Below are 26324 nucleotides of genomic sequence, written 5' to 3' on the forward strand. Positions count from 1 at the left end.
CGAACCGGTGACGCCCGTCACCGTCCTAGCATTTCCGGAAACACCGGTCCACCCTTTCCACGGACGAGGATGCCCATGTCGAAACTTTCCGAAATCGATGCCTGGCTCGAGCAGAACCTTCCCGCCCTGCTGGCCGAGCACCAGGTGCCCGGCGCGGCCGTCGCGGTCTTCGCCAACGGCGAGGTGATCGACCACGCGGCAGGCGTCCTGAACCGGAGCACCGGCGTCGAGTCCACAGTGGACTCCGTGTTCCAGATCGGGTCGATCACCAAGGTGTGGACGACCACCCTTGCGATGCAGCTCGTCGACGAAGGCAGGCTGGACCTCGACAAGCCCGTCCGGGACTACCTTCCCGAGTTCGCCCTCGCCGACGACGACGCCGCTTCGCGGATCACCGTGCGGCAGCTGACCTGTCACACGTCCGGCTTCGAAGGCGACATCTTCACCGACACCGGACAGGGCGATGATTGCGTCGCGAAGCTCGTCGCGACGCTGTCCGACGTGCCGCAGCTCTTCGGCCCCGGGGAGATGTTCTCCTACAACAACGCCGGGTACTGCGTGCTCGGCCGCGTGATCGAGGTCGTGCGCGGCAAGTCCTACGACGAGTGCCTGCGCGATCACCTGTTCGCCCCGCTCGGGCTGACCCACGCCGCCACCGGGCCGTACGACGCGATCCGCTTCCGCGCCGCGATCGGTCACGTCCAGCCCGCCCCGGACGAAGAGCCGGTCGCGGCGCCCGTCTGGGCATTGACCCGGTCGAACGCGCCCGCCGGCTCGCATCTCGCGATGCGCCCGCGCGACCTGCTCACCTTCGTGCGCATGCACCTCAACGAAGGCCGCGCCGACGACGGCACGCAGGTGCTCAAGCCGGAGACCGCCCGCGCCATGTGGGAACGCCAGGTCGAACTGCCCTACCTCGGCCTGATGGGCGGGGCGTGGGGGCTCGGCTGGATGATCTTCGACTGGGACGGCGGCCCGGTGATCGGCCACGACGGCGGCACCATCGGCCAGTCGGCGTTCCTGCGGGTGGTGCCGGGCAGCAACGTCGCGGTGGCGCTGCTGACCAACGGCGGCAAGCCGCTGCACCTCTACCTGGACATCTTCCGGAAGGTGCTGGGCGACCTCGCGGGCGTCGAGGTCCCGCCGCTGCCGGAGCCCGACGTCGCGGAAGCCCCGGCCGACCCGTCGCGCTACGTGGGTGAGTACTCGTCGCAGGTGGCGGACATCGTCGTCAGCCAGGACGAGGACGGCGAGCTTTGGCTGGAGCGTACGCCGAAGGGGATTTTCGCCGACCTCGGAACGGGGCCGGAGAAGAGCAGGCTGCTCGGTTACAAGGGTGACACCCTGGTCGTCGCGCACGACGGGCTTGGCCTGCACATGCCGCACGCGTTCGTCGGCGACGACGGCGACGGGCGCGCGCTGTTCGTCCACACCGGACGGGCCGACCGGCGGGTGAGCCGGTGACAGCGACGGCCGACGAGATCGAAGCGGTCTTCGCGAAAGCGGGGGCACGCGGGTTCGTGCACGCGCGCGAGGTCGGCGTCGACGGCGGTCCCGAAGTCTGCGTCGGCGCGGACGACCCGGTCGTGCTGGCCTCGGTGTTCAAGATCCCGGTCGCGGTCGCCTTCGCCCGCGAGGTGGCCGCCGGGCGGCTCGACGAGACCGAGCGGACCCGTGTCGTCGCGCGCTATCGGATCGGCGGGGTCGGCACCGCCGGTTGCGCCGACGACGTCGAGATGAGCTGGCGCGACCTCGCGCATTTCATGCTGACGATGAGCGACAACGCCGCGACCGACCTGATCTACCGCCGGGTCGGGCAGGAGGCGGTCGACCGGGTGCTGGCCGATCTCGGACTCGCCAGGACACGGCTGATCGGCTGCTGCGAGGACCTCTTCGCCTCGGTGATCGCCGATCTCGGCGCGAAACCGGACGACGATCTGGAAGCCGTTTTCGCCGCGGCGACCGAGGACCAGCTGTGGAAGCTCGCGGTGGTCGACCCGGACCGCACCACGTCGTCGACCCCGCGCGAGATCACCGAGTTGCTCGACGCGATCTGGACCGACCGCGCGGGCGACCCGGCCGCCTGCGAACGCGTGCGGACGATCATGGCCCAGCAGATCTGGCCGCACCGGATCTCGTCCGGTTTCCCCGCGGGGGTGGCGATCGCGGCGAAGACCGGGACCCTGCCCGCCGTCCGTAACGAAGCGGGGGTGGTGACCCATGTGGACGGTCGCCGCTACGCCGTCGCGGTGTTCACCCGCGCCGATTCCCTCGCCGACCGCCTGCCCGCGGTCGATTCCGCCATCGGCGAGGCCGCCCGCCTCGCCGTCGAACACCTTCGCGCGCAGACCGTCACCCAGTAGGAGAACCCCATGAAGAAAGCCCGGCTCACCGCCGCGATCGCGAGCGTGGTGGCCTTGACCGTGAGCGCGTGCGGGGGGACGTCGCAATCCGGGGAAGACCGGACAGCGAACCAGAAACTGACCGAAGGCAAGACCTTCACGATGGCGATCGGCTCCGATCCGGGAGCGCTGGACCCGGCGATGACCGTGCTCGCGGTCGCCCTCGAGATGGGTCGCTACCTCTACGACAGCCTGGTCAACCTCGACGAGACCGGCAAGCCGATCCCGGGACTCGCCGAGAAGTTCGAGGCCACCACGACCACGGCGTCCTTCACCCTGCGGAACGGGATCACCTGCGACGACGGCACCCCGCTGACCGCGAGCGACGTGGCGGCGAACATCAACTTCGTCGGTGATCCCGCCAACAAGTCGCCGATGTCCGGGCTCACCGTCGCGCCGGGGACCAAGGCGACCGCCGACGACGCGGCTCGGACGATCACCCTCGCCAGCGGAGCGCCCGACGCCTTCCTGCTCCGCAACGTCGGCAACCTCCCGATCGTCTGCGGCAAGGGCGTGACGGATCGTGCGGCGCTGGCCAAGGGAAAGTACGGCACCGGCATGTTCACCATGACCGAAATCGTGCCGAACGACCACTACACCCTCACCCGGCGGAAGGACTACGCCTGGGGCCCGGGGGACTGGCAGCGCGAGCAGCCGGGCCTGCCGGAGAAGGTGACCTTCCGGGTCATCCAGAACATGACGACCACGGCGAACCTGCTGCTGTCCGGTGAACTCAACGCCGCCCGGATCACCGGTCAGGACCAGCAACGCCTGCGCGCCCAGAAGCTGTACCACGGCGACCAGGTCGTGCCGATGGGCGAGATGTTCTTCAACCAGGCGCCCGGCCGGGCGGGCGGCGACCAAGCCGTCCGCCGCGCGCTGGTGCAGGCGCTCGACCTCGCGCAGATCGGCAAGGTGCTCACCAGCGGAGCGGGGGCACCCAGCCAGGGAATGGTCACCACCGAACCCAAGGCGTGCGCCGGCGACTCGGTGAACGGCAAACTGCCCGCGTTCGACGTCGCCGCGGCCAAGTCCGCCCTCGACACGGCGGGCTGGAAGCCGGGAGCGGACGGCGTGCGGGTCAAGGACGGCAAACGGCTCGCGCTCACGGCCATCTACGGCACCCAGCTGGGACCGACGATGGCGCCCTCCGCCGAACTGATGCAGCAGTCTTGGAAGGCGGTCGGCGCCGAGGTCACGCTGAAGGGCGTCGACAGCCCGGGAACCAACCAGGTGCTCTTCGGCACCGGTGAGTGGGACATCTCCCTGGCGCCGGTGACCTTGTTGCTGCCGAGTCAGGCCGTTCCGTTCGTCTCCGGGCCGAAACCGCCCTCCGGCACGAACTTCGCGCACATCGAGAACAAGGGGTACCAAACGCAGGCCGCCCAGGCGGCACAGATGCCGGGTGACTCCGGCTGCGCGACCTGGCTCGCGGCGGAATCGGCGCTCATCGAGCGGCTGGACGTCGTGCCCTACGTCAACTCGGTCATCCCGACCTTCGGCAGCAACGCGAAGTTCAAGGTCAATTTCGGTTCGGTGGAGCCGTCGTCGATCCGGATGTACAGCTGATGACGGTCGCGCTCGCCCCGGCCGGGTTGCGCGGGAGCCCCTGGCTCTCGTTCGCCGTGCGCCGTCTCGGCCGGTTCGCGGTTTCGCTGTGGGTCTTGGTCACCACGGCGTTCCTGATGATCCAGCTGATCCCCGGCGACCCGGTCCGGGCGGCGCTCGGCCTGACCGCGCCGGTGGACCTGGTGAACGCGCGACGGGAGGCCCTCGGCCTCAACGATCCGCTGTGGCTGCAGTACGTCCACTACCTCGGCGGGCTGTTCACCGGTGACTTCGGGACGTCGATGACGAGCGGGCAGCCGGTCTCCGAGGTGATCGGCGACCGGCTGCCCGCCACGCTGCAGCTCGCGTTGCCCGCCTTCGCGGTGGTCATCGCGGTGGCGATCCCGCTGGGCGTCCTGTTCGCCGTGCTGACCCGCGGCGGGCGGCGGCGGGGCAGCGAACTGGCGTTCACCTCGACGAGTGTGCTGCTCGCGGCGATCCCGGAGTTCCTGGTGGCGGTCGCGCTGGTCGCGTTCTTCGCGGTCCAGCTCGGCTGGTTCCCGGTCGCCGGGAGCGCGGACGCGAGTTCGTTCGTCCTCCCGGTCGTCGCGCTGGCCCTCGGCCCGGCGTCGGTGCTCGCCCGCATCGTCCGGGTGGAGACGCTTTCCGTGCTGGGCAACGACTTCATCCGCACCGCGCGGGCGAAACGGTTGCCGGCGCGGCTGGTCTACCTCCGGCACGCGCTGCCGAACGCGCTGACCGCGACGCTGACCATGGGCGGGCTGATGCTGACCGGGATGGTCGCCGGGACGGTGCTGGTGGAGAACGTGTTCGCCTGGCCAGGACTCGGTTCGACGATCGCCCAGTCGATCCTGCAGAAGGACTATCCGCTGGTGCAGGGGATCGTGCTCGTCTACGGCATCGGGGTGCTGCTGGTGAACCTGACGGTGGACGTGCTGCTGGCCGTCCTCGACCCGCGTTCGACGATCCGGGAGAGCTAAGTGGTTAATCGACGCGCGAAATGGCTCGCGGCCCTGCGCACCCCGGTGGGCGCGTTCTCGGCGACCCTGCTGTCCCTGGTGATCGCGCTCGCCGTACTGGCCCCGATCTTGTGGCACGACAACGCTTTCGCGATCGACACCGAGGCGATCGCGCAAGGATCGTCGGCGGCGCATTGGCTGGGTACCGACGATCTCGGTCGCGACATCCTCTTCCGTGTCCTGGTGGCGACCCGGCTTTCGGTACTGCTGGCGGTGCTCGCGACGGTGATCGGCGTGGTGACCGGACTCGTCCTCGGCACGTTGCCTTCGCTGCTGCCGCGGCCCGCCGCCCGGCTGGTCACCTCGGCGGTGAACATCGCGGTCGCGTTCCCCGGATTGCTGCTGGTGCTGTTCTTCTCGGTGATCTTCGGTGTCGGCACCCACGGCGCGGTACTGGCCGTCGGGTTCGCGCTGGCACCGGCGTTCGCCCGGCTGGCACAGACGCTCTCGGCTTCCGTGGCGGGCCAGGACTTCGTGTCCGCCGCCCGGATCTCCGGGGTCGGCCGCATCCGGTTGCTGGTCCGGCACATCCTGCCGAACATCGGCGAGCCGCTGGTGGTGAACGCGACCATCGGCGCCGGCTCCTCACTGCTGGCGTTCTCCGGGCTGTCGTTCCTCGGCATCGGTGTGCAGGCACCGGATTACGACTGGGGACGGCTGCTCGGCGAGGGACTCAACGGGATCTACGTCAACCCGGCGGCCGCGCTCGCCCCGGGGGTCGCGGTGGTCCTGGCCGGGCTCGCCTTCAACCTGGTGGGCGAGACCGTGGCCGGGGTGATCGGTGTCCGCACCGGATCCCGCAAGCTCGCACCGCGGCCGGTCACTCCCGCGCGGGAGGACGTCGCCGAGAACCGAGACGACGCCGTGCTGGTGGTCGAGAACCTCCAGGTGGCGTTCCCGCGCCCGGCGGGCTGGACCGTTCCGGTACGCGGGGTGAGCTTCACCGTCCACGCGGGCGAGGCGATCGGTGTCGTCGGCGAGTCGGGCTCGGGGAAGAGCCTGACCGGGCTGGCGGTGTCGCGGCTGGTCGAAGCGCCTGCCGTGGTCACCGCGGACAGGCTCGACTTCGCCGGGAAACCCTTGCTGACCACCCCGGAACGGGATCTGCGCGGCCTGCTCGGCACCTCGCTGGCGATGGTGTTCCAGGACCCGATGACCTCCTTCAACCCGACCAGGCGGATCGGCCGTCAGCTGGCCGAAGTGGCCGAACAGCACCAGGGTCTTCCGCGCGCCAAGGCGTTCGAGCGGGCCGTGGACCGGTTGCGCGCCGTGCGGATCCCGGCCGCCGAACGGCGGGCGAAGCAGTACCCGCACGAGTTCTCCGGCGGGATGCGGCAGCGCGCGATGATCGGCATGGGCCTGATGGGCGACCCCCGGCTGATCATCGCCGACGAACCGACCACGGCGCTGGACGTCACCGTGCAGCGGCAGCTGCTGCGCCTGCTGGCGCGGACGAGGGCGGAGCGGAACACCGCGATCATCCTGATCAGCCACGACATCGCGGTCGTTTCGCAGACCTGCGAGCGGATGCTGGTGATGTACGCGGGCCGGGTGGTGGAGGACCTGCCGTCGGCGGGGACGCCACGGCATCCGTACACGCGGGCCCTGCTGGCCGCGACGCTCGACCTCGAGACCGATCGCGACGCGCCGCTCGCGGTGATCCCCGGACGCCCGCCGGAACCGGATCGCGTGCCCACCGGATGCGCCTTCGCCGACCGGTGCCCCGCGGTGACCGATCGGTGCCGCCTCGAAGACCCGGTGCTGGAACGCGTGGAATCGGGGCACCGCGTCGCGTGCTGGCATCCGCACGAAACGACGTTTTCCCAGCCCGCCAAGGAAACCGTGACCGCCGGAGGTACGGAGTGAGTGATCTCGTCTTCGACGCGGTGAGCGTCCGGTACGGCGGGAGACGTGGTCTCACCGCGGTCGACGACGTCGGGCTGACCGTCCCTTCCGGACAGGTCGTCGGGCTCGTCGGTGAGTCGGGATCGGGGAAGTCGACGCTGGCCCGCGCCGCCGTCGGGCTCTCCCCGGTCAGCGCCGGGCGGGTCCTGCTTGGCGGGGTGGATGTCCGGAAGCTGCCCCGTCGCCGTCCGCTGCAGATGGTGTTCCAGGATCCGTATTCCTCTTTGGACCCGCGGATGAGCATCGGCGAGTCGATCACCGAAGCGATCCCGCGCGGCGTCCTCCCCGGCCGCGGCGCGCGCCGGGACGAGGTCGCCCGCCTCCTGGAACTGGTCAACCTCGACCCGGACCGCGCCGGGCACCTGCCGGGCCAGCTTTCCGGCGGTCAGCGGCAACGCGTGGCGCTCGCCCGTGCGCTGGCCGGGCGGCCGGAGGTGCTGATCGCGGACGAGATCACCTCCGCGCTCGACGTCTCGGTACAGGGCGCGGTGCTCAACCTCGTCCGGTCCGTGCAGCGGCGGCTCGGTCTGTCGATGCTGTTCATCTCGCACAACCTCGCGGTGATCCGCTATCTCAGCGACATCGTCGCGGTGATGTACCTCGGGCGGATCGTCGAGGTCGGGCCCGCCGAGCAGGTGCTCACCGATCCGCGGCATCCGTACACGAAGGATCTGCTCGCCGCGGCACCTTCGGCGCACACCTCGCTGTTCGACACCGGCGCGGACGAGAAGACCTCCGACACCGAACCCGCGGACCCCCACCACCCGCCGGGCGGATGCCGGTACCACACCAGATGCCCGGTCGGACCGCTCGTGCGCGCCGACCGCGAACTCTGCCTCCAGGCGGACCCCACCGAAGGCGCGGCACACCGACGTCATTCGGCGGCCTGCCACTTCAGCGAAAACGAGAGCCACCCGCTCGCGATCTCCAGAGGAGCAAGCGCACCATGACCCGACGTCTCGGTCTCGACGACCTGTACGCGATCGCCGTCCCCAGCCAACCTTCGCTGTCACCGGACGGCGGCCGGATCGTCTACGTCCTGCGCACGGCGAACCGCGAAGAGGACCGGAACGAGACCACGCTCTGGGAGGTCGGCGCGACCTCCGGCGAAGCCCGGCAGCTCACGCGCGGAACCGCCGACCTGGCCCCCACCTGGGCGCCGGACGGCACCCGGATCGCGTTCCTCCGCGCCCAGGACGGACCGCCGCAACTGTGGTTCCTGCCGTCGTCGGGCGGGGAAGCCGAACGGATCACCGAACTGCCGCTCGGGGCGGGCGCTCCGGTGTGGAGCCCGGACGGAGGCAAGATCGCGTTCTCGGCCGCCGTCGACCTCGCGGACGGCGAACCCGCGCCGAACGCCCCGGTGGTGGCGGACCGGCTGGACTTCAAGGCCGACGGCGCCGGGCTGATCAAGACCATCCGCAAGCACCTGCACGTCCTCGACGTCGCCACCCGCGAGGTCCGGCAGGTCACCTTCGGCGATTGGCACGCCGGCGACCCCGCCTGGTCGCCCGACGGCACACACCTGGCGTTCTCCGCCGGACGGGACGCCGACGCCGACCTGACCTTCCGTTCCGGTGCCTACGTTCTCGACGTGACCGCGAAGACCGCCGAACCGCGGCTGATCGGCTCCGGCGAAGGCATGGCGGGTCCGGTCACCTGGACCGCCGACGGCCGCGAACTCCTGGTGGCGGGCCGCGGTGACACCGAAGTCGGCCACCTCGGGCTGCTGCGGGTCCCGCTCGACGGCGGCGACGCGGTCGATCTGACGGCTTCCTTGGACCGCAACGTGATGTTCGGCGGCGCGGGTTACCCTGGCGCGCTCCCGAAGCTGACCGCGGACGGTGGTTCCGTGCTGTTCGGCCTTCGTGATCGAGGCTGCACCCATCTGTACCGAGTGGACATCGACGGCGGGAACCCGCGCGCGGTACTGGCGGGCGCCGACCGCGTCGTGTCCGGAATGGACGTCGCGGGCGACAAGGCCGTGGTCGTCCTGGCCACGGGCACTTCGTACGGCGAGATCGCCACCGTCGACCCGGCCACGGGTGCCGTCGACGTGCGCACCGAGCACGGCGCCTCGGTCGCCGACGTCGAACTTTTCCTCCACGAGGAACGGGAATTCACCATCGGCGACGGGACCGTCGTCCACGGCTGGCTGCTGCGGGACCCGGCCCGGTCCGGTGCCGCGCCGCTGCTGCTCGACATCCACGGCGGCCCGCACAACGCCTGGAACGGCGCGGCCGACTGGATCCACCTCTATCACCAGGCGCTCGTCGCGCGAGGCTGGGCGGTCCTGCTGCTCAACCCGCGGGGCAGCGACGGCTACGGCGAGGACTTCTTCACCGGCGCCGTCGGCGGATGGGGCACCGCGGACTCCCGTGACTTCCTCGAACCGCTGGACCGGCTGGTCGCCGAAGGGGTCGCCGACGCGGACCGTCTCGCCGTGGCGGGCTACAGCTATGGCGGGTTCATGACCTGCTACCTGACCAGCCGCGACAACCGCTTCGCCGCCGCCGTCGCCGGGGGCGTGGTCAGCGACCTGACCAGCATGGAGGGCACTTCCGACGCCGGGCACTACCTGGCCGTCGGCGAGCTCGGCGGCGCGTCGTGGGACAAGGCCAACGCGGAGTTCTCGCCGTTCGCCAAGGTCGCCGACGTGCGGACGCCGACGCTGGTCGTCCAGGGCGCGGAAGACGAGCGGTGCCCGGTCGGCCAGGCCGAGCAGTGGTTCGGTGCCCTGCGTGCACGGGGCGTCCCGTCCCGGATGGTGCTGTACCCGGGTGCGTCGCATCTGTTCGTCCTCGACGGCCCGCCCTCGCACCGCCTCGACTTCAACCGGCGGGTCCTCGACTGGGTCGAGCAGTACGCGGGACCGGTGGACGGGGTGTCGCGGGTGCCGATCGACGCCGCGCACTGGCGGCGCCGTCTGGCCGAACTGGCGCGCAAGTACGGGGTCCCCGGTGCGGCACTGGGGATCGTGCGGGTCGGGGAGGACGGCAGGCAAGACGCCGAGGTGCACGCCTCCTTCGGTGTGCTCAACACGGCGACCGGCGTGGAGGTCACCGAGGATTCGGTGTTCCAGATCGGTTCGGTCTCCAAGGTGTGGACCTCGACCGTGGTGATGCAGCTGGTCGACGAGGGCCTCCTCGATCTGGACGCGCCGATCTCCGACGTCGTCCCGGAACTGCGGCTGGCCGACCCGGACGTCGCCAAGCAGGTGACCATGCGGCATCTGCTGACGCACACCAGCGGGATCGACGGCGACGTCTTCACCGACACCGGCCGCGGCGACGACTGCCTCGAGCGCTACGTCGAAATCCTCGACCAGGCCGCGCAGAACCATCCGCTCGGCGAGACGTTCTCCTACTGCAACTCGGGTTTCGTGCTCATGGGCCGGGTGATCGAGAAGCTCACCGGGCTCACCTGGGACGCCGCGATGCGGGAGAAGCTGTTCGCCCCGCTCGGCCTCACCCACACCGTGACCCTTCCCGAGGAAGCGCTGATGTACCGCGCGGCCGTCGGTCACGTCGCGGGCGCGGACGAGGAACCGAAGCCGGCGCCCGTCTGGGGGCTGCCGCGGAACATGGGCCCGGCAGGACTGATCACCGCCACGACCAAGGACGTGCTCGGGTTCGCCCGGCTGCACCTGACCGGCGGTCTCACCCCGTCCGGTGACCGGATCCTGACGACGGCGTCCGCCACCGCGATGGCCGACAAGCAGACCGAGATCCCCGACAAGCACTCGCTCGGTGACTCCTGGGGTCTCGGCTGGATCCGCGACGACTGGAGCGGACGGCGGGTCATCGGCCACGACGGCAACACGATCGGGCAATCGGCGTTCCTGCGGCTGCTGCCCGATCAGGGGCTCGCCGTCACGCTGCTCACCAACGGCGGCAACACCCGCGACCTGTACGTGGAGCTGTACCGGGAGATCTTCGCCGAACTCGCCGACGTGGCGATGCCGCGGCCGCTGGAGCCGCCCGCGACTCCGGTCGTCGTGGACGGTTCGAAGCACGTCGGTGTCTACGAACGGGCCGGTGTGCTGATGGAGGTCCTGGCCGACGGGGACGGGATCCGGCTCCGGCAGACCGTCACGGGTCCGCTGGCCGATCTCATGCCGGAGAAGACGATGGAGTTCGCCCTGGTCCCGGTGACCGACTCGCTCTACGTCTGCCGTGAGGAGGGGGCGCGGACGTGGATGCCGGTCACGTTCTACTCGTTGCCCACGGGTGAGCAGTACATGCACTACGGCGTGCGCGCGACGCCGAAGGTCTCCTGAAAGCGCTCGGCCCGCCCGGGCGGCTTCCGGGCGGGCCGAGCGTTCAGGCGCAGACGACCTTGTCGACGAGGGCGCGGACGGCGTCGTCGCCGGGACCGTGCCCGAAGGTCAACGAAGCCAGTACCCGGCGTGTCCCGTCGAGACTGGCGAAAGCGACGGTGCCGTAACCGGGAATGCCGCCACTGTGGCCGATCACGGTCACGCCGCACGGCGTCGTCCGCGTTTCGAGCCCGAGCGCGTACCCGCCGGTGAACGGCAGGGGCCGGGTCATCTCGGCGAACAGCGTGCGGGGGAGCAGTCTCCCACCCACCAAGGCCCGGACGAACCTGTCGAGGTCGGCCGTCGTCGAAATCAGGGCCCCGGCGGAACCCGCCAGGCTGGGATTCATCTCGGTCACGTCCACAAGGGACCGACCGGCCTGCTGGTACCCGCGGGCGTGCCTGCCGGGGATGCGGATCCGGTCCCCGGGCGCGGAACTGTGGTCCATGCCCAGTGGCAGGAAGATCCGCTCGGTCACCTCGGCGCCCCAAGGCCGTCCGGTGATCCGCTCGATCAGCATGCCCAGCACGACATAGTTCGTGTTGGAGTAGGAATAGGCGGTGCCCGGCCGGAAGTCCAGGGGCTTCGCGGCGGCGATCTCGATGAGATCCTCGGGTTCGAAGTGCTTGAAGCGGTACTTCGGGAAGTCGTCGCTCGTCAGTGGCATGTTGCGGAGGTACTCGTACAGTCCGCTGGTGTGCTGGAGCAGCATCCGGACGGTGATCGTCTTCCCGTCCGGCAGGAGCCCGGGAAGGTGCTCCTCGATCGGGTCGTCCAGCCGGATCCGGTGCTCCGCCACCAGTTGCAGGAGGACGGTCGCGACGAACGGCTTGGTGGTACTGCCGATCCGGAACCGTCCCTCGGTGGAAACCGGCTCGTGGGTGACCAGATCGGCCACCCCCGCGGCCACCGTCCGGACCCGGCCGTCCCGGACCGAACGGATCTGGACGCCGGTCGCGCCCAGGTCGACGATCTCCTGTGCGGCCCGGTGAAGCGAGTCCTGGGCGGCGTGCGCCGGGAAGGTCTGCGTGAGCAAGGTGGCCGCGACGAGGAGCGACAGCTTTCCGATCACGCTTTGCGCCGCGCCAGGTAGCGGATGATCAGAAGCACGATGCAGACGACCGAGACGGCGCCCGCGGCCATGCGGAAGGTCCAGTCCAGTCCCGCGAACTGGCCGATCGAGTTGGCGGCGGCGCTGACGAGAAGGACCAGCCAGAGAGAGGCGGTGACGAGGGCGCCGCTGGAGTTTTTGGTGTCGCTCATGGGAAATACGCTAAAGAGCGGCGGGCTCGTGGAGTAGGGGAGTGACCCCCGATTGCGGGGTGGTGCTGGCGCTACCCCGGGAGCTCGTCGGTCTTCCGGGGTGCCGGTCGCGGATCCGGCCCGCCGAAGCCCGCCACCCGGTCCCAGACCCAATCCGCCATCGACGCGGCGACGGGCTCGTCGGGGTGTCCGGGCCGGCGCTTGACCAGGGTCCCGAACGCGACGGCGACCAGGTACGTCCCGGCGTCGTCGGTCATCACCTGTTCCCAGACCTCGTTCTCGGGCCAGTCGGGGTGCGCCGCCTGGTCGGCCTCGATCTCGGCGCTCATGGCGATGATCTCGGCCGCCGACAGCAGGCGGAACGGCTCGGCCAGGCTCCAGGCGGAGCCGGAGCCGGGCTGCTGACCGTCGTGCCAGGCCACCAGATCCTCCGCGACCATGGATCCGATCTTGTCGGCCTCGGGCTCATCGGAGATCGAGATTCCCGGTCGCAGAGTGGCGCGCAGGTCGGCGGGCAGGACGTCGTCCAACGCCGCCAGCGCGGAAGCCAGGTCGGTGCCGAGCATCCGGTCGCGCAGTTGCTGCCACCCCAGCTCGATCACCCCGGTGCGGCGGATGTCCTCCAGGGTGATGTCTTTGGCTTGAGCGTTCTCGGCGACCCGCAGCATCGTCCGGGCCGTCCCCACGAGGTTCTGCGCCAGGTCTTCGGTCGGATCCTCGCGCAGCAGTCGCAGACCGAGTTGTTCGGCGTCGGTGAACCGGTACTGCACCAGGTAGGACCAGCCGAGCATCAGCGCGACCCAGGAGTTCGCCGCATCGGCCCGGATGGCCTCCTCCGCCGCGTGGACGAACCGGTCGACCGGTGCGAGGCTGCCCAGCAGATACACCCCGCGTTTCCCGAGCGCCTTGGGCAGTTCGTCCGGCACCGTCCGGGCGCACAGGGCGACAGCCTCGTCGAGTTGGCGCCACCCTTCCTCGTGCTCCCCGCAAAGCGCCTGGGCGGACCCCAGCTCCATCCAGTCGTCCCAGTCCTCGTGCTCCTCCGCCAGCACGGTGTCCGCCCACCGCAGCGCCTCGGGATGATCGCGCTCGGCGAACGCCAGATGCCGAAGGGCACGAGCCGCGTTGACGAACTGGCCGTCGCGGCGACCCGCCACCTGGAGGTACAGACGGCGCGCCTCGTCAGCCTCGCCGCAGAACTCGCGGTGATTGCCGAGCAACAGCGAAACGCTGCTCCGCTGAGGCTGGGCCGCGAGCACCTGCAGCGCCAGCTCGGCGACCTTGGGATGCTCCGGCTGTGCCGCGAAGAGCTCCCAGGCCAGGTCCAGGGTCCGCTCCAGGGCATCCGCGTCGTCGGCGGGCGTGCGGCCGAAGTCGCTCATCGCATTCCTCGCTTGACCCGGTACGCCCGGAGCTGATCGAAGGTGCCGTCGTCGACGCCGTACTCCAGCACCGGCGCCACCTGGTCGAACCAGGACGTCGTGGACGGGACGATGCCACCGGCCGCGGCCAGCAGCGCGGCGGTGGTGACCGGTATCAGCTCGCCCCTGCTCATCGACTCGACCATCGCCTGCTGCAGCACGGTGGTCGTCAAGTGACCGAGATCGGCACCGGAGAACCCCTCGGTCGCCGCGGCGACGGCCACGACATCGACGTCGTCCGCGGGCTTGCCCGCCAGCGTGCCCTGGACGATCGCCGCCCTGGCGACCGCGTCCGGCGGCAGCACCAGCACCGTCTTGTCGATCCGGCCCGGCCTGCGCAGCGCGGAGTCGATGTCCCACGGCCGGTTCGTCGCGGTCAGGAAGTAGACCCCGTCGTTCGCGCCGTCCACGCCGTCGAGCTCTTCCAACAGCTGGGTGACGAGCATCCGCATCGAGTGAGACCCGCCTCCACCGGAGGTGCGCCGTCCGCCGAGCGCGTCGAACTCGTCGAAGAAGATCACGCACGGCGCTGCCGCGCGTGCGTCGCGGAACACGCTTTGGATCGCTTTCTCGCTCTCACCGATCCACCTGCTGAGCAGGTCCGCGAGGGTCACGTGGAGGAAGGACGCGCCGAGATCGCCGGCGATCGCCCTGGCGATGAACGTCTTGCCGCACCCGGGCGGGCCGTACATCAGCAGCGATCCGCCCGGCTTCTGCCCGAACGCCGCCGCCAGCTCCGGATTGCGCAGCGGAGCGAGAAACGTGGTGTCCAGGTGCCGCTTGACGTCGGCGAGACCCGCGACGTCGGACAGGGTCACCGCCGGGCGCTCGGTGTCCCACAGCGACGCTGCAACAGCGGCGCCGCCGTACTGGCGGTCCTCGTCGGCCGGGGACGGAACGGTCTCGGCGGGCGGCGGGTTCGAGGTGCGCAACCGCGCGGCCATCAGCCGGGCGCGCAGCAAGCGGATCCGCGCCGGATCACCGCCGTGGGCCCCGAACGCCGTCAGTTCGGTGGCGGCGCGATCCGGGTCCTGCTCCAGCAGCAGCGTGATGAAGTCCTCGCGCAGCGCCAGATTGCCGGGGTCGGCCTCCACCTCGCGCGCGATCACCTCGAGGAAACCGTCGCTTCGATCGGCATCGGTCACCGTGCCGCTCCTGCGATCCAGCCCTTGAGCAGACCCAGGTTCGCCAGCGGGATGTAGTGGCCGATCCGCGGATGGTCCAGCGTCACACCGACCACTCCGGACTCGGCGAACGCGGCGAGGTAGTCGATCGCGGCCGGCATCGGCACGCTGAACAGCGGCACCGCCTCGCCCTCCGGGACGGCCAGGCCGAGAGCGCGGGCGGCTTCGTTCGCCCTCGCCGCACTGCTGTAGAGGCAGATCATCGGCCCCTGCTCGGCGGCGACGGCGTAGGGACGGGGCCGGTCGGCCTGACCGCGCGCGATGAAGAACCAGTGCTCCAAGCGGGTCACCTGCCGCCACAGCGCGATCTGCGCCGCCGTGTCTCCCGCGGGCGCCGCTTTGACAGCCTCGTCGAGGCGGTCCAGTTCAGCGACCAGCTCGGGGCTGTTGTCTCCCGTCATTGTGGTTCTCTCTCGCGTTTGAGCTCAGGGGTCGACGCCACCCTGGCGGCTGTGTCCGGAGTCCAAAAGGGCCGAAGAGACCACAAGCGAATCCTTCGGAAAGGGCCGGCCGGGGAGAGGGCGGCTGTTAGGGTCCCGGCTCATGCGGGTGTGGTGTTGTGGCCTGGTCGTGGGCGCGGGTGTGCTGCTCGGCGCGTGCGCCGGGGGCGGGTCGGGGACCGGCCAGGTGCTGCCCGGGACGACCACGAAGGCCCCGGCGACCAGTCCTCTGAAGACTGCGACGTCGTCACCGCCGGAGACCCCGGCGACCACCACGACCCGGCTGACCCCGGAGACGACGCGGACCACGGCTCATCGCTCCACGACGACCGCGAAGCGCCCGACGACGCCGCGCCGCACTCCTCCTCCCACCCGGAGACGCTGACGGGTCGTGAGTGGCGTTTCGGGTCAGCACGACCGGTATTTGCCTACCTGCGCGTGAGCAGGGCGAAGGCGAAGTGTCCGCGATGGCACGTTCGAGCGTGGCGGCTCAACGTGTGCCGGGTGTTGACGATGAAGGAATCGGGACGTCGAGTGTCCCGATTCCTTCATCGTCGATGGGCCGGGTCGATCAAGACCGTGCCCACACCCACACAACCTCACGACCGGCGGTCGAGCGGGGAGGATTTGGGACGTTCAATGTCCCAAATCCTCCCCGCTCGCCCACAACCCCCTTACGCTCTCACGACTCACCCGGCCGGAGCATGACTCAGGCGTTGCGCGCGGTCGCCATCCCCGGTGTCGCGAAAGCCACTTTCGCGACGTCTGATGTCCCGAAAGTGGCTCTCGCGACACCCGAGCTGTGGAGCCCATGACCTCCCACGGTCATGGGCTCCACAGCGTCGGATCACCTCATTGGACGGTGAGGCTGTATTCGGCCGTACCGGTTTTGCCGGTGCTGTCGGTGGCGGTGATGGTGATCTTGTAGGTGCCGCGCTGGAACGGAGCGGCGACGGACATGCGCGACGTACCGCCCGGGGCGACGCTGGAGGGCTGGAACATCGGGCTGAACGTCAGGCCCGTCGCGGTGAGTGTGCTGTTGCCCGTTCCTCCGGCGACGGTGACGGTCGCGTTGACGAACGAGCCGGGTGTCACCGTTCCCGCACCGGGGGAGACGGTCGGCTTCGGTCCTTCCGTGGTGCCGCCGTCGCCGACGGTCAGGGTGTAGTCGGCGGACTTGGTACCGGACGGGCCTTTCGCCGTGACGGTGATCCGGTGCGTGCCTTTCGGAGTGCTCGCCGCGGTCTCCACGGTGAGTTTGGCGACGTCTCCGGAGTCGACGGACGAACCGGGCTGGAACGTGGCCGTCGCGCCGGCGGGCAGGCCGGTCGCGGTCAGCTCGAGCTTTTCGGGTCCCGAGTCGCCCGCCTTGGTCACGACGGAGGTCGAGATGTACTTGCCGGGCTCGACCTTGCCCGCCGCCGGACTGAGGGAGACGCCGAACTTCCCGTCACCGGGCTGAGTGCCGCCGATCTCGCCGCGCGCCCAGTCACCCATCTCGTTGGTGAGCCGGGCCATGATGCTGTAGCGGTCGCATCCGGACGCGCCCCACGAAACGACGCCGACGATCACACCGTCCACGATGAACGGGCCGCCGCTGTCACCGGAGCAGGTGGCGGTGCGTCCGTCGTCGTACCCGACGCACACCATGAGGTCGGGATTCACCCGCACGTTGAACACCTGGCAGTTGTTCGCGTCGTTGACCGGCATCGTGGTCTTGTACAGGACGCCGGAACCACCGCCGGACGAGGTCTTTCCGTAGCCGACGGCGGTGCCCGACTTCCCCGGTGCGGTCAGCCCGGCATCACCCGATCCGGCCACCTTGGCCCACTGGTTCTCCGGAACGGGCAGGTCGGCCTCGGTGGTGATCACCGCGACGTCGTAGCCGGTCTGCCACGAGTTCGGGCCGGTGTAGCGGGGATGCACCTTGTAGGAGGCGACAGGGGTGCGGAAGGTTTCGTCGCCCGGGGTGTTCAGATCGTCGTCGCCGTAGAGGTAGCTCTTCGCCCCGCCGACGTCGATCATGCAGTGCGCCGCGGTGATGATCTTGCGTTTGCCGACGACGGAAGCGGTGCAGGACTGTCCCTGCGGGCCGCCGCCACCCGCTCGCAGACCCGCGATGATGTAAGGGTTTTCCCGTACGGTGGTGCGTTGTCCGTTGACCACCCTGGTCCCCATGTCCGGGGGCCGCAGCTGATCGGTGGGTGTCGCGGCGATCGCGGTGGGTTCGGCACTCGCCGTCCCGATCGCGGGCAAAGTGATCACGGCCAGTGCCATGGCGACGGCGGTGACCAGACGCGCTGTTCTCATCGTGCTCCTCGGTTCGCAGGGTTGTTCCCGATCAGAACGTGACCGACCAGCCGGTCAAGGTGCCTGTGTCGAAGCGGTGGACGTCGCGCACCTGGAGCTTCCAAGTGCCGTTGGCGTTCTCGCCGGAGGCGTTCACCGTGAAGGTCTGGTGCACACCACCCGCCTCGCCGATCCCGCCCGCCGGTTTGACGGGCAGCGTGGCCCCGCTCGGTCCGATCAGGTCGATCGCCAGGTCCGCCGAGTAGGTGTGGTCGATGTCCACCCGTACGGCCAAGCTCACCGGAGCGTTGCCGTCGCAGCCGCTCTGGGTCACGGTGCTGCCCACGGTGGCCCCGGCGTCGGGGATGGACACGTCCTCGTCGTTGGACTTGACGCCGCACTTGGTCGGCGTGCCACCGCCGATGAATCCGGTGTAGAGCAACGCGTCCGGCGAACCCGCGCCGGGATCGGTCACCAGCCCCGGCGAGGCGTTGCGGACGAGCGCGTCGCGTACCTGCTGCGGTGTCGCGCCGGGATTCGCGGCGAGGTACAGCGCCGCCGCCCCCGCGCCGTGCGGTGAGGCCATCGAGGTGCCGCTGCCGGTACGGAAGCCGCCGGTGTGGTCGGTGGAGTAGATGTTGCCGCCCGGGGCGAACAGGTCGACACACTTCCCGTAGTTCCCGCTCCGGCCGCCGCCCTGGTTGATCCAGCCGACGGTCAACGCTTCGGGAGTCCGGCCGGGGCTGGCCGTGCAGGCGTCCTGTCCGTTGTTGCCCGCGGCGACGGCGACCACGAAACCCTTGTCCACCAACGCCTTCACCTGGGCGTCGCCGACGCCGAGGGTGTCCATGACCAGGCTCAGGTTGACCACGGCCGGTTTGACGCCGTTGGCGGCCACCCATTCCAGTCCGCTCACGGTCGCCGAATCCGGTCCGGAGCCGCCACAGCCCAGAGAGCGGACCGCGACCACTTTGGCCTTCTTGGCGACGCCGACGGTTTTGCCCGCGATGGTGCCCGCCACGTGGGAGCCGTGCCAGAAGCAGTCGCTCGCGTCGTTGTCGTTGTCGATGAAATCGCGGCCGTGCGCTCCCCGGCCCTCGAATTCGGCGTGCTGGATACCCACCCCGGAGTCGACGACGTACGCGGTGACACCCTCACCGCCGTTGGGGTAGACGTACTTCTTGTCCAGGGTCTTGGTGCGCTGGTCGATCTGGTCCAGCCCCCACGACGGCGGGTTCGGCTGTTCGCCGGCGGCACGTGCGACGCCGTCCTGGTGCACCGTCCGCACGGCCGGGTCGGCGGCCAGTCGCCGGGCCTGCCGCTCGCTCAGGTCCCGGACCGAAAAACCGTTCAGGGTCAACGCGTAGGTGTCGACGACCGCACCGCCGTAGCGCTGGGTCAACGAGGCGGCCCCGCCCTGAGCGGCCGCCTGCGCGCCGTCCCGGAGGACCACTATGTAGCGACCGGCGATGGGCTGCCGGGCTTGCACGACATCGCTTTCGGGCGTCGCGGCCGACGCGGCGGGACTCACCGTCGCCAGTGCGGCCGCGATGCCGACCAGACCTAGAGTTATCCGGGCCTTCTGCATCTTTCCTCCCTTTCCCGTGTGCGCCTGGCGCACCGCTTCACCATTCGGCGCGGGCGGAGGGGAAACAATCGTGGTGAGACCCCGGAGGGGTACGGCATTACCGCGATCAGGGTTACGCGGTGGTACCCCTCCGACGTATCGTTGCGACCTCCCGGAACCGGTGTGACCAGCGCGGAGGTGACGATGGGCGGTAAGACGGCGCGCGGACGATCGCTCCCGATGGTCGGCCGGGCCGCGGACCTGGCCACCCTGATCGACGTCGTCATCCGCCCGCCCGCGGTGGTGTTCGTGGAAGGTGAGGCGGGGGCGGGGAAGACCACTTTGGTCGGCGCCCTCGCGACGGCGGTGCGCGCCAGGGACCTGTGGATGGCCGTCGGTACCTGTCAGCCGTTGGACGAACCCTTCCCTTACGGCCCGTTGCTCGACTGTCTCGGGCGGGCGGGGGACAGGATGGGCCGTCCCGATCCGGTGACCGGCGCACTGCGCGGACACCTGCCGGAGCTGGCCGATCTCCTGCCCCCGGCACCGCCGCCGCTGGACCACCCGGAGGCCGAGCGTCATCGGATGTTCCGGGCGGTCTGCGCGCTGGTGCGCGAGCTCGGGCAGGCCGTCCTCGTGGTCGAAGACGTGCACTGGGCGGACGAAGACACCCGGCAGGTGCTGAGATTTCTGCTCACGGATCCGCCGCCCGGACTGTCGCTGGTCGTCACCTACCGGCGTGAGGAACTCTCCGGCGATGCCCCGCTGGGACCGGTCGTGCACCCACCGCCCGAGGTCCTCACCAAGCACCTGGGACTGCGACCGTTCGAGGAACCGGAGGTACGGGCCCTGATCGAAGCCGTGACGGGCGGCGTCGTTTCGGAGTCGTTCGCGACAGCGGCTCTGCGCGAGACCGGCGGAGTTCCTTTCGTGGTCACGGAAACGGGCCGAGCGCTGCGTGACCGGCTCGTGGACACCCGGAGCGAGGGGGTGACGGCGGGACGGCTCCTGGCCGCGGTCGAGGTGCCTGTCCTGGTGAAGGAGTCGGTACTCGAACGACTGCACCGGCTGATCGAGCCGGAGCGCGCGGTCGCCGAGGCGGCCGCGGTGCTGGACGACGCGGCGCCGGTGGAGATCCTCGCGGCGGTCGCGGGGGCACCCGGAACGCACCCGGTGGTGAACTTGGTGCGTTCCGGTGTGTTGTCGGAAGATCCGCCGAACCGGTACGGCCTCCGGCACGGCATGGCGCGGCGGGCGGTCTACTCGGCCTTGCCCGGACCGCGACGGCGGGAGCTGCACGCCGCCGCGGTCCGCGTGCTGGCCGACGTGCCCGGGTGGCCGGCGGCGCGGCTCGCCAGGCACTGCGCCGAGGCGGGTATGCCGGAAGAATGGCTGCGGTACAGCGAAAGCGCCGCGGACACCGCCGCCGGGGCGAAGGACATGTCCACCGCGGTGGACCTGCTCTCCCAAGTGGTCTCCGACCGCGACGTGCCCGCCGCGGACGTGAACCGGCTGGCCGCCAAACTCTGCGGGTACGCGCTGGCAGGGCTGCCCGACGCCGACGTGATCAGGCGCATCGAGACGCTGTTGTCGGACCCCAGGCTGACCGCCGACGTCCGCGGCGAGATGCGTCTGTGGTTCGGCACCCTGCTGGTGCGTGAGTCCATGCTGGACCGTGGCTGTGCCGAAATCACCCACGCGATAGAACTTCTGGGTGACCAGCCCGAGCGCGTCGCGTCCGGGATGGCACTGCTCTCCGTGCCGTACCTGGACATCGCCACCGCGGCCGATCACCGGGCCTGGCTTCTGCGGGTGGAGGACCTGCTCGCCCGGCTGCCGCGGCGTCCCGCGCGCACGGCGGTCCTGGCCACGGTGCTCGGCGGGCAGCTCATCGTCGGTGACCCGGGCGTCTGGGACCGGATCTCCCTGCTGCCCGCGCCCAACGACGTCGACGACCCCGCCGAGATCAGGCACCTCGCCCGGGCCCACGCCAACCTGGCCGACGCGTGTTCGTGGACCGGCCGGGACCGGCAGGGGCGCACGTTCCTGCACACCGGGTTGGCGATGGCCTCACGGACGGGTGCCGACTACGTGGTGGCGACAGCCGAAGCCACCGCGGCCCGGCTGGATTGGCTCGCGGGCGAGTGGTCAGGGCTGGCCGAGCGGGTTCAGGCGCTGATCCATGCCTACTCCCATCTGCCGCTCATCGCGAACGAACTGAATCTGGTCATCGGCTGGCTGGCCGCCGCACGCGGTGACTGGCTGACCGCCGAACACGGATTCCACGCCGCCCTCGACATTCACCCGACGGCGGTGATCCCGGTGGCGGTGGCCGCGGCGGGCGGGATGGCCGCCATGCTCCTCGGCCGGGACGACATCGCGGCTCGCGCGCACGCGGAGCGCGGACTCGCCCTGCTCCGCGCGAAGGGTTCCTGGGCGTGGACCGCCGAGATCGTCCCCCAAGCGGTCGCGTGCTATCTCGCCGACGACGAGCCCGATGCCGCGCGGCGACTCGTCGCGGAGGCCGAGGAGGAACTGGACGGCATCGACGCGCCGTCGGCGCGGATGGCGCTCACGGTGTGCCAGGCACAGCTGGCCGCCGCGGCGGGAGAGCGTGACGCCGCGGACCGGCACTACCGAGACGCGCAGCTGCGATACCAGGAACTCGGGCAGCGCTACCGCGCTGCCCAGTGCGCAGACCAGGCCGCTCGCATCACCGGCGCCGATCCCACGGTGTTCCGCGAGCTGGCCGTCACGTTCGACGCCCTGGGCGCCACCGTCGACGCGGCCCGCTGCCGTCACCACATCCGCAGCACCGGCACCGTCATCCCGTCCGTCCGCGGCCGCCGCAGCTACGGCACCCAGCTGTCGCCGCGCGAACACGACGTCGCACGCCTGCTGGCCAACGGCCACACCAACCGGGAGATCGCCCAAGCCCTGTTCATCTCACGGCGCACCGTCGAGGACCACGTCGCCAACGTGCTCCGCAAACTCGACGCGTCCTCCCGGCGCGATGTCCGGCTCTGAACCGTAGCGGGTACGACCATCCGTGGCTTTTCCGCGAAGTGGTCCATCCGTGTCTCCGGTCGCTATAGGTTGTGCGCATGTACGTGCCGACGCCGACGCAGGGCGACCCGCAGCAGACCGCCGGACCGCCCTGGTGGCTGGTCATCGGGCCGGGGTTCGCCGCGCTCATCGGCCTTTTCCTGCTCACCGTGATCTACCGCTTCGACGGCCGGGCGACCCTGCAGATCGAGCTGGGCATGTCCCATGAGTCGCTGCTGCTGAGCGGGCTCGTCGCGTACCTCGTCGCGGCCGCGATCGCCTTCCCCGCCGGACTGCTGCCCGGTGCGCGCTTCCCGACATCGGTGACCGTTCCCGCGATCTTCTTGATGCTCCTCGGCGCGCTGCTGGTCGCCTTCACCCCCAGCGGTGCCCTGTTCCTGGTCGCGCGGGTGCTCACCGGACTCGGCGCGGGCGCGGCCATCGGCGTGACCGTCGCACTGATCCGGCGGCTCCGCACCGGTCGTGGCGCCACGGCCGGGGTGCTCGCGGGCCTCGGTGTCCTGGCCCTGGCGATCGCGCCGTTCCTCGGCGGGCTGCTCTCGGACGCCACCGGTTTCCGCGTGGTGTACCTGGTGGCCGCGCTGTTCGCCTTCGTCGCGCTCGTCGTCGCCGGAATCATCGGCATCGTCACGATGGTGACGGCGAAACCCTCGGCCCGCCCGATGCCGTACCAGCCCCAAGGTCCGCCGCTCGGTTGACGCGGGCGACCTCGGCTTCGCTTCGGAGGCGCCTACGACCCTGACGCCGACGGGTCCTGCGTCCCCGCTGGGTTAGGGTCCGGACTGTGGAAAGTCTGTTCCTGACCCGGGTGCTGGGTGTTCTCCGGTCCGCCGGTGACGAAGCGCTGTTCGTACAGGACGGCCAGGTGACCAGCTACGCGCAGGCGCTCGACCTGGTGTCCCGGTTGTACGCGGGGCTGCCTGAGGGCGGGATCGTCGCCATCGACGCGGGCAACCGGCCGGAGACCGTTCTCCTGCAAGTCGCCGCGCAGCTCCGGGGTGCCACGGTGCTGCTCGTCGCCGCTTCGGCGAGCCTGCCGGATCGGCTCGCGGCGGTGTCGGCGGCCGGGGTCACGACGCTGGTGACCGATCAGGTGACAGGATGGCCCGCCGGTGACGCGCGGGTGATCGAGCTCGACGAACTGGTGGCCCGTGAAGGTATCGAGCCTTCCGCCCTGCCGGGGTCGGTCACCGTCATCTTTCCCACCGGGGGAACCACGGGGGTGCCGAAACTCATCCGGCACAGCGGGATCTACGACGGGATGGCGCATATCTTCGCGCCGGATCCGGCGGGGCCGGGGCGCACACTGCTGATCGCCCCGATGACGCACATGACCGGGAACGCCACCGTGCTCGGGGCGATCCTGCGGCGGGAAAGTGTCGTGCTGCAGAAGGGTTTCGACGCGGGCACCGTACTGGACGCGATCGCGGAACACCGGGTCACCTCACTGTCGCTCACGCCAGCGCGGCTGGCGGCGGTGCTCGATCATCCGGCCATGGCGTCGACCGACGTCAGTAGCGTGCGGCAGCTTTCGGTGGGTGCCGCGCCGCTTCCGCCACGACGGCTGGCTCAGGCGCTGGAGATGTTCGGGCCGGTGGTCGGGCAGGGCTACGGCCTCACCGAGGCGCCGATGATCGCGAGTATCTCCGCGGCGGAGCTCGACGGATGGCCGGAGCGGCTCGAATCCGTGGGCAGGATCGTTCCGGGTATGGAGGCGCGGATCGACGACGGTGAGATCCTGGTCCGCGGACTGTCGATGATGGACGGTTATCACGGCGCGCCGCCGATCGGTGCCGAATGGTTGCGGACAGGGGATCTCGGCCGGTTCGACGACGAGGGGTACCTGTACCTGCTGGACCGTGCGAACGACGTCATCGTCACCGGCGAGCACGGCACCAAGGTGTTCTCGACCGTGGTCGAAAACGCGCTCGCACGGCATCCGCTGGTCCGCTCGGTGGCCGTGTTCGGCGTCCCGGGTGAAGGCGGCGAGGGGGAGCGGGTGCACGCCGTGGTCGTGCCGGTGTCTTCAGGAGCGCTGACGGCTGACGAGATCCGAACGCACGCCAGGGAATTCTTCGGAGGCGAGCATTTCGTGCCGTCCGATGTGGACTTCGCCGACGCGTTGCCGATGACCGCGATCGGCAAGGTCGACAAGCGGGCGTTACGCGCGCCCTTCTGGTCTGGACACGATCGTCACATCGCCTGAACGAGATCGGCCGCGAGACGAGGGACTCTGTTCAGTGAGGAGCAGTTCCATCCTGGTGTTCGGCTTCCAGAAGTGCGAGCAGTCCGGGAAACCTGCTCTCGACGTCCGCGCGTCGTAGGCGGACGCCCTTGCGGTTGCCGTAGTCGATCTCGTCGATGAGGCCTGCTTCGCGCAGGACCCGGAAGTGGTGGGTCTGGGTCTGCTTCGAGATCGGGAGAGCGAACGAGTTGCAGCCTCGCTCGCCGTCGGTGCGGTCGGCGGCCAGCTCCGTCATCACCGAACGACGGTGCTCGTCAGCGAGAGCGCGAAGCACCACACCCAGCTCGAGCGCATCGACCTCTGGACCGACCAGGTTCCTTCCGGCCACGGACACCTCCCTCAGGTACGTCTTGCATCGTACCTCAGGGGCGTGTTCTACTCAGGTACGAAATCAATCGTACCTAGGCGGCCGGAACGCGGTCGTCGGCGCTCCGAGAGGTCTTGTCATGAAGAAGCCCGAGGTGCTGCTGGTCGGCGCCGGAATCGCCGGGCCCGCGCTCGCGTACTGGCTCGCCCGGAACGGATACCGGCCGACCGTCGTCGAGCATGCCCGGCAGCTGCGCTCCGGTGGCAGCGCGATCGTCGTGAAGGGGCCCGCGATACCGGTCGCCGAGCGGATGGGCATCGTCCCGCGGTTGCGCGAGGTCGCCACCCGCAATCGGTCGCTGACCCTGCTCGACCCGGACGGCAAACGAATCCTGCGGCTTCCCACCTCCTCGGAAGGGTCGCCGACGGTCGAGGTGACCCGGGCCGACCTGTCCGAGGTCCTCCACCGGTCGGCGCGGGACGATGCCGAGTTCGTGTTCGACGACACGGTCACCGCACTCGATCAGGACGAAGGCGGAGTCGACGTCACCTTTCGGCGGTCCGCGCCACGGCGTTTCGACCTGGTGGTCGGTACCGATGGGATGCACTCGACCATCCGGCGTCTGGTGTTCGGGCCCGAACGGCAGTTCGTGAGCGACCTGGGTCTCTACGGCGCGACCGTCCCGCTGGAACCCGACGCCATCGACGATCCGAGCGAGCTGACGATGCTGACCGTGCCGAACCGGATGCTGGTCGTCCACCCGTCGCGCACCACACCGCTCGCGATCTTCACCTTCCGGGCCGCTCGGCAGGAGCCCCACGACCGCAAGAACATCGCTCTGCACAAGCAAACCGTGGCCGACGCGTACGCCGGCGTGCGGTGGCGGGCGCCGGAACTCGTGGCGGCGTACCTCGACCACCCGGCCCCGTTCTTCGACCCCCTGACGACCGTCCGGATGCCCTCGTGGTCCCGTGGACGGGTCGTTCTGCTCGGGGACGCGGCGGCGGCCACGGCCCTGCTGGGCGACGGGTCCAGCATGGCGATGGCAGGAGCCTATGCCCTCGCGGCAGAACTCGCCTCCCACCACGGCGATCACGCCCGCGCCTTCGCCGCCTACGAGTCGCGGCTCCGCCGCGAAGTGCGACCGCGGCAGCGACGCGTCGGCCTGCTCTCCCGGCTCATGGTGCCCAGTACCCGATCAGGCCTCGTGGTACGCAACACGGTGGGTCGCGCGGTCGGTCTCACCTCTCGCGAAACCGCGGACGCAAAGATCGAGTAGCAGAAATCCACACGGTCCCGCGTGACCGGCCAACCGTCCCGAAAGGACGG

20 protein-coding genes are annotated in these 26324 nt (G+C 70.1%); 12 read left to right on the plus strand and 8 right to left on the minus strand.

Features of this window, described 5'->3' with window-relative positions:
- Positions 1–75: 75 nt before the first annotated feature.
- From ACLJPX_RS17615 to ACLJPX_RS17645, 7 genes are read left to right on the plus strand one after another with little or no spacing between them, the layout of a single operon-like run.
- Positions 76–1464, plus strand: coding sequence for a serine hydrolase domain-containing protein (locus tag ACLJPX_RS17615; RefSeq protein ID WP_410601027.1), 1389 nt, complete (start codon positions 76–78; stop codon positions 1462–1464).
- On the plus strand, positions 1461–2363 hold the full coding sequence (locus tag ACLJPX_RS17620) for a serine hydrolase (RefSeq protein WP_410601028.1): 903 nt from the start codon (positions 1461–1463) through the stop codon (positions 2361–2363). Before ACLJPX_RS17615 ends, ACLJPX_RS17620 begins: the two co-directional genes overlap by 4 nt.
- A 9-nt stretch (positions 2364–2372) precedes the next feature.
- Complete coding sequence (locus ACLJPX_RS17625) at positions 2373–3971, plus strand: ABC transporter substrate-binding protein (protein WP_410601029.1); 1599 nt, start codon at positions 2373–2375, stop codon at positions 3969–3971.
- On the plus strand, positions 3971–4951 hold the full coding sequence (locus ACLJPX_RS17630; RefSeq protein ID WP_410601031.1) for an ABC transporter permease: 981 nt from the start codon (positions 3971–3973) through the stop codon (positions 4949–4951). Before ACLJPX_RS17625 ends, ACLJPX_RS17630 begins: the two co-directional genes overlap by 1 nt.
- Complete coding sequence (locus ACLJPX_RS17635; RefSeq protein WP_410601032.1) at positions 4952–6856, plus strand: dipeptide/oligopeptide/nickel ABC transporter permease/ATP-binding protein; 1905 nt, start codon at positions 4952–4954, stop codon at positions 6854–6856. It begins immediately after the preceding gene.
- A complete protein-coding gene (locus ACLJPX_RS17640) occupies positions 6853–7845 on the plus strand; it encodes an ABC transporter ATP-binding protein (RefSeq protein ID WP_101608133.1) in 993 nt (330 codons plus the stop codon). Before ACLJPX_RS17635 ends, ACLJPX_RS17640 begins: the two co-directional genes overlap by 4 nt.
- The gene (locus ACLJPX_RS17645) at positions 7842–11174 is read left to right on the plus strand and encodes a serine hydrolase (protein ID WP_410601033.1); all 3333 of its coding nucleotides are present in this window, start codon (positions 7842–7844) and stop codon (positions 11172–11174) included. Before ACLJPX_RS17640 ends, ACLJPX_RS17645 begins: the two co-directional genes overlap by 4 nt.
- A 43-nt stretch (positions 11175–11217) precedes the next feature.
- On the opposite strand, the gene ACLJPX_RS17650 is transcribed toward ACLJPX_RS17645, so the two are convergent.
- The 5 genes from ACLJPX_RS17650 to ACLJPX_RS17670 all read right to left on the minus strand — a co-directional run bounded on the left by ACLJPX_RS17650 (position 11218) and on the right by ACLJPX_RS17670 (position 15482).
- Entirely contained in the window at positions 11218–12285 is a 1068-nt protein-coding gene (locus ACLJPX_RS17650) for a serine hydrolase domain-containing protein (protein ID WP_410601034.1), read from the minus strand.
- Positions 12282–12476, minus strand: coding sequence for a hypothetical protein (locus ACLJPX_RS17655; protein ID WP_101608130.1), 195 nt, complete (start codon positions 12474–12476; stop codon positions 12282–12284). Before ACLJPX_RS17655 ends, ACLJPX_RS17650 begins: the two co-directional genes overlap by 4 nt.
- 71 nt (positions 12477–12547) lie before the next feature.
- A complete protein-coding gene (locus ACLJPX_RS17660; RefSeq protein ID WP_410601035.1) occupies positions 12548–13858 on the minus strand; it encodes a tetratricopeptide repeat protein in 1311 nt (436 codons plus the stop codon).
- Positions 13855–15042, minus strand: coding sequence for an ATP-binding protein (locus tag ACLJPX_RS17665; protein ID WP_410601036.1), 1188 nt, complete (start codon positions 15040–15042; stop codon positions 13855–13857). Before ACLJPX_RS17665 ends, ACLJPX_RS17660 begins: the two co-directional genes overlap by 4 nt.
- Positions 15039–15482 carry a hypothetical protein gene (locus tag ACLJPX_RS17670; protein ID WP_410601037.1) on the minus strand — a complete coding sequence of 148 codons (444 nt, stop codon included), beginning with the start codon at positions 15480–15482 and terminating at the stop codon, positions 15039–15041. Before ACLJPX_RS17670 ends, ACLJPX_RS17665 begins: the two co-directional genes overlap by 4 nt.
- Before the next feature lie 142 nt (positions 15483–15624).
- Here ACLJPX_RS17670 and ACLJPX_RS17675 point away from each other — a divergent pair, with 142 nt between their 5' ends.
- The gene (locus tag ACLJPX_RS17675) at positions 15625–15906 is read left to right on the plus strand and encodes a hypothetical protein (protein ID WP_410601038.1); all 282 of its coding nucleotides are present in this window, start codon (positions 15625–15627) and stop codon (positions 15904–15906) included.
- A 467-nt stretch (positions 15907–16373) separates the two neighbouring features.
- Here the strand turns inward: ACLJPX_RS17675 and ACLJPX_RS17680 are convergent, their stop codons facing one another.
- Complete coding sequence (locus ACLJPX_RS17680) at positions 16374–17831, minus strand: trypsin-like serine protease (protein WP_410601039.1); 1458 nt, start codon at positions 17829–17831, stop codon at positions 16374–16376.
- Positions 17832–17862: 31 nt separating this feature from the next.
- A complete protein-coding gene (locus ACLJPX_RS17685) occupies positions 17863–19398 on the minus strand; it encodes a S8 family peptidase (protein ID WP_410601041.1) in 1536 nt (511 codons plus the stop codon).
- 162 nt (positions 19399–19560) lie between these two features.
- On the opposite strand from ACLJPX_RS17685, the gene ACLJPX_RS17690 reads away from it, so the two are divergent.
- From ACLJPX_RS17690 to ACLJPX_RS17700, 3 genes are all read left to right on the plus strand, one after another.
- Positions 19561–22404, plus strand: a complete 2844-nt coding sequence (locus ACLJPX_RS17690) for an ATP-binding protein (RefSeq protein ID WP_410601042.1) — start codon at positions 19561–19563, stop codon at positions 22402–22404.
- A 77-nt stretch (positions 22405–22481) separates the two neighbouring features.
- Entirely contained in the window at positions 22482–23141 is a 660-nt protein-coding gene (locus ACLJPX_RS17695; RefSeq protein ID WP_410601043.1) for an MFS transporter, read from the plus strand.
- Between the two features lie 86 nt (positions 23142–23227).
- Positions 23228–24649: an AMP-binding protein gene (locus tag ACLJPX_RS17700; protein WP_410601044.1), complete on the plus strand. Its 1422-nt coding sequence runs from the start codon at positions 23228–23230 to the stop codon at positions 24647–24649.
- Between the two features lie 31 nt (positions 24650–24680).
- Here ACLJPX_RS17700 and ACLJPX_RS17705 read toward each other — a convergent pair whose 3' ends face one another.
- On the minus strand, positions 24681–25016 hold the full coding sequence (locus ACLJPX_RS17705; RefSeq protein WP_410601045.1) for an ArsR/SmtB family transcription factor: 336 nt from the start codon (positions 25014–25016) through the stop codon (positions 24681–24683).
- Between the two features lie 118 nt (positions 25017–25134).
- On the opposite strand from ACLJPX_RS17705, the gene ACLJPX_RS17710 reads away from it, so the two are divergent.
- The gene (locus ACLJPX_RS17710; RefSeq protein WP_410601046.1) at positions 25135–26274 is read left to right on the plus strand and encodes an FAD-dependent monooxygenase; all 1140 of its coding nucleotides are present in this window, start codon (positions 25135–25137) and stop codon (positions 26272–26274) included.
- Positions 26275–26324: the final 50 nt, after the last annotated feature.

Source organism: Amycolatopsis sp. lyj-90, from assembly GCF_046549035.1.
Classification (GTDB): Bacteria; Actinomycetota; Actinomycetes; order Mycobacteriales; family Pseudonocardiaceae; genus Amycolatopsis.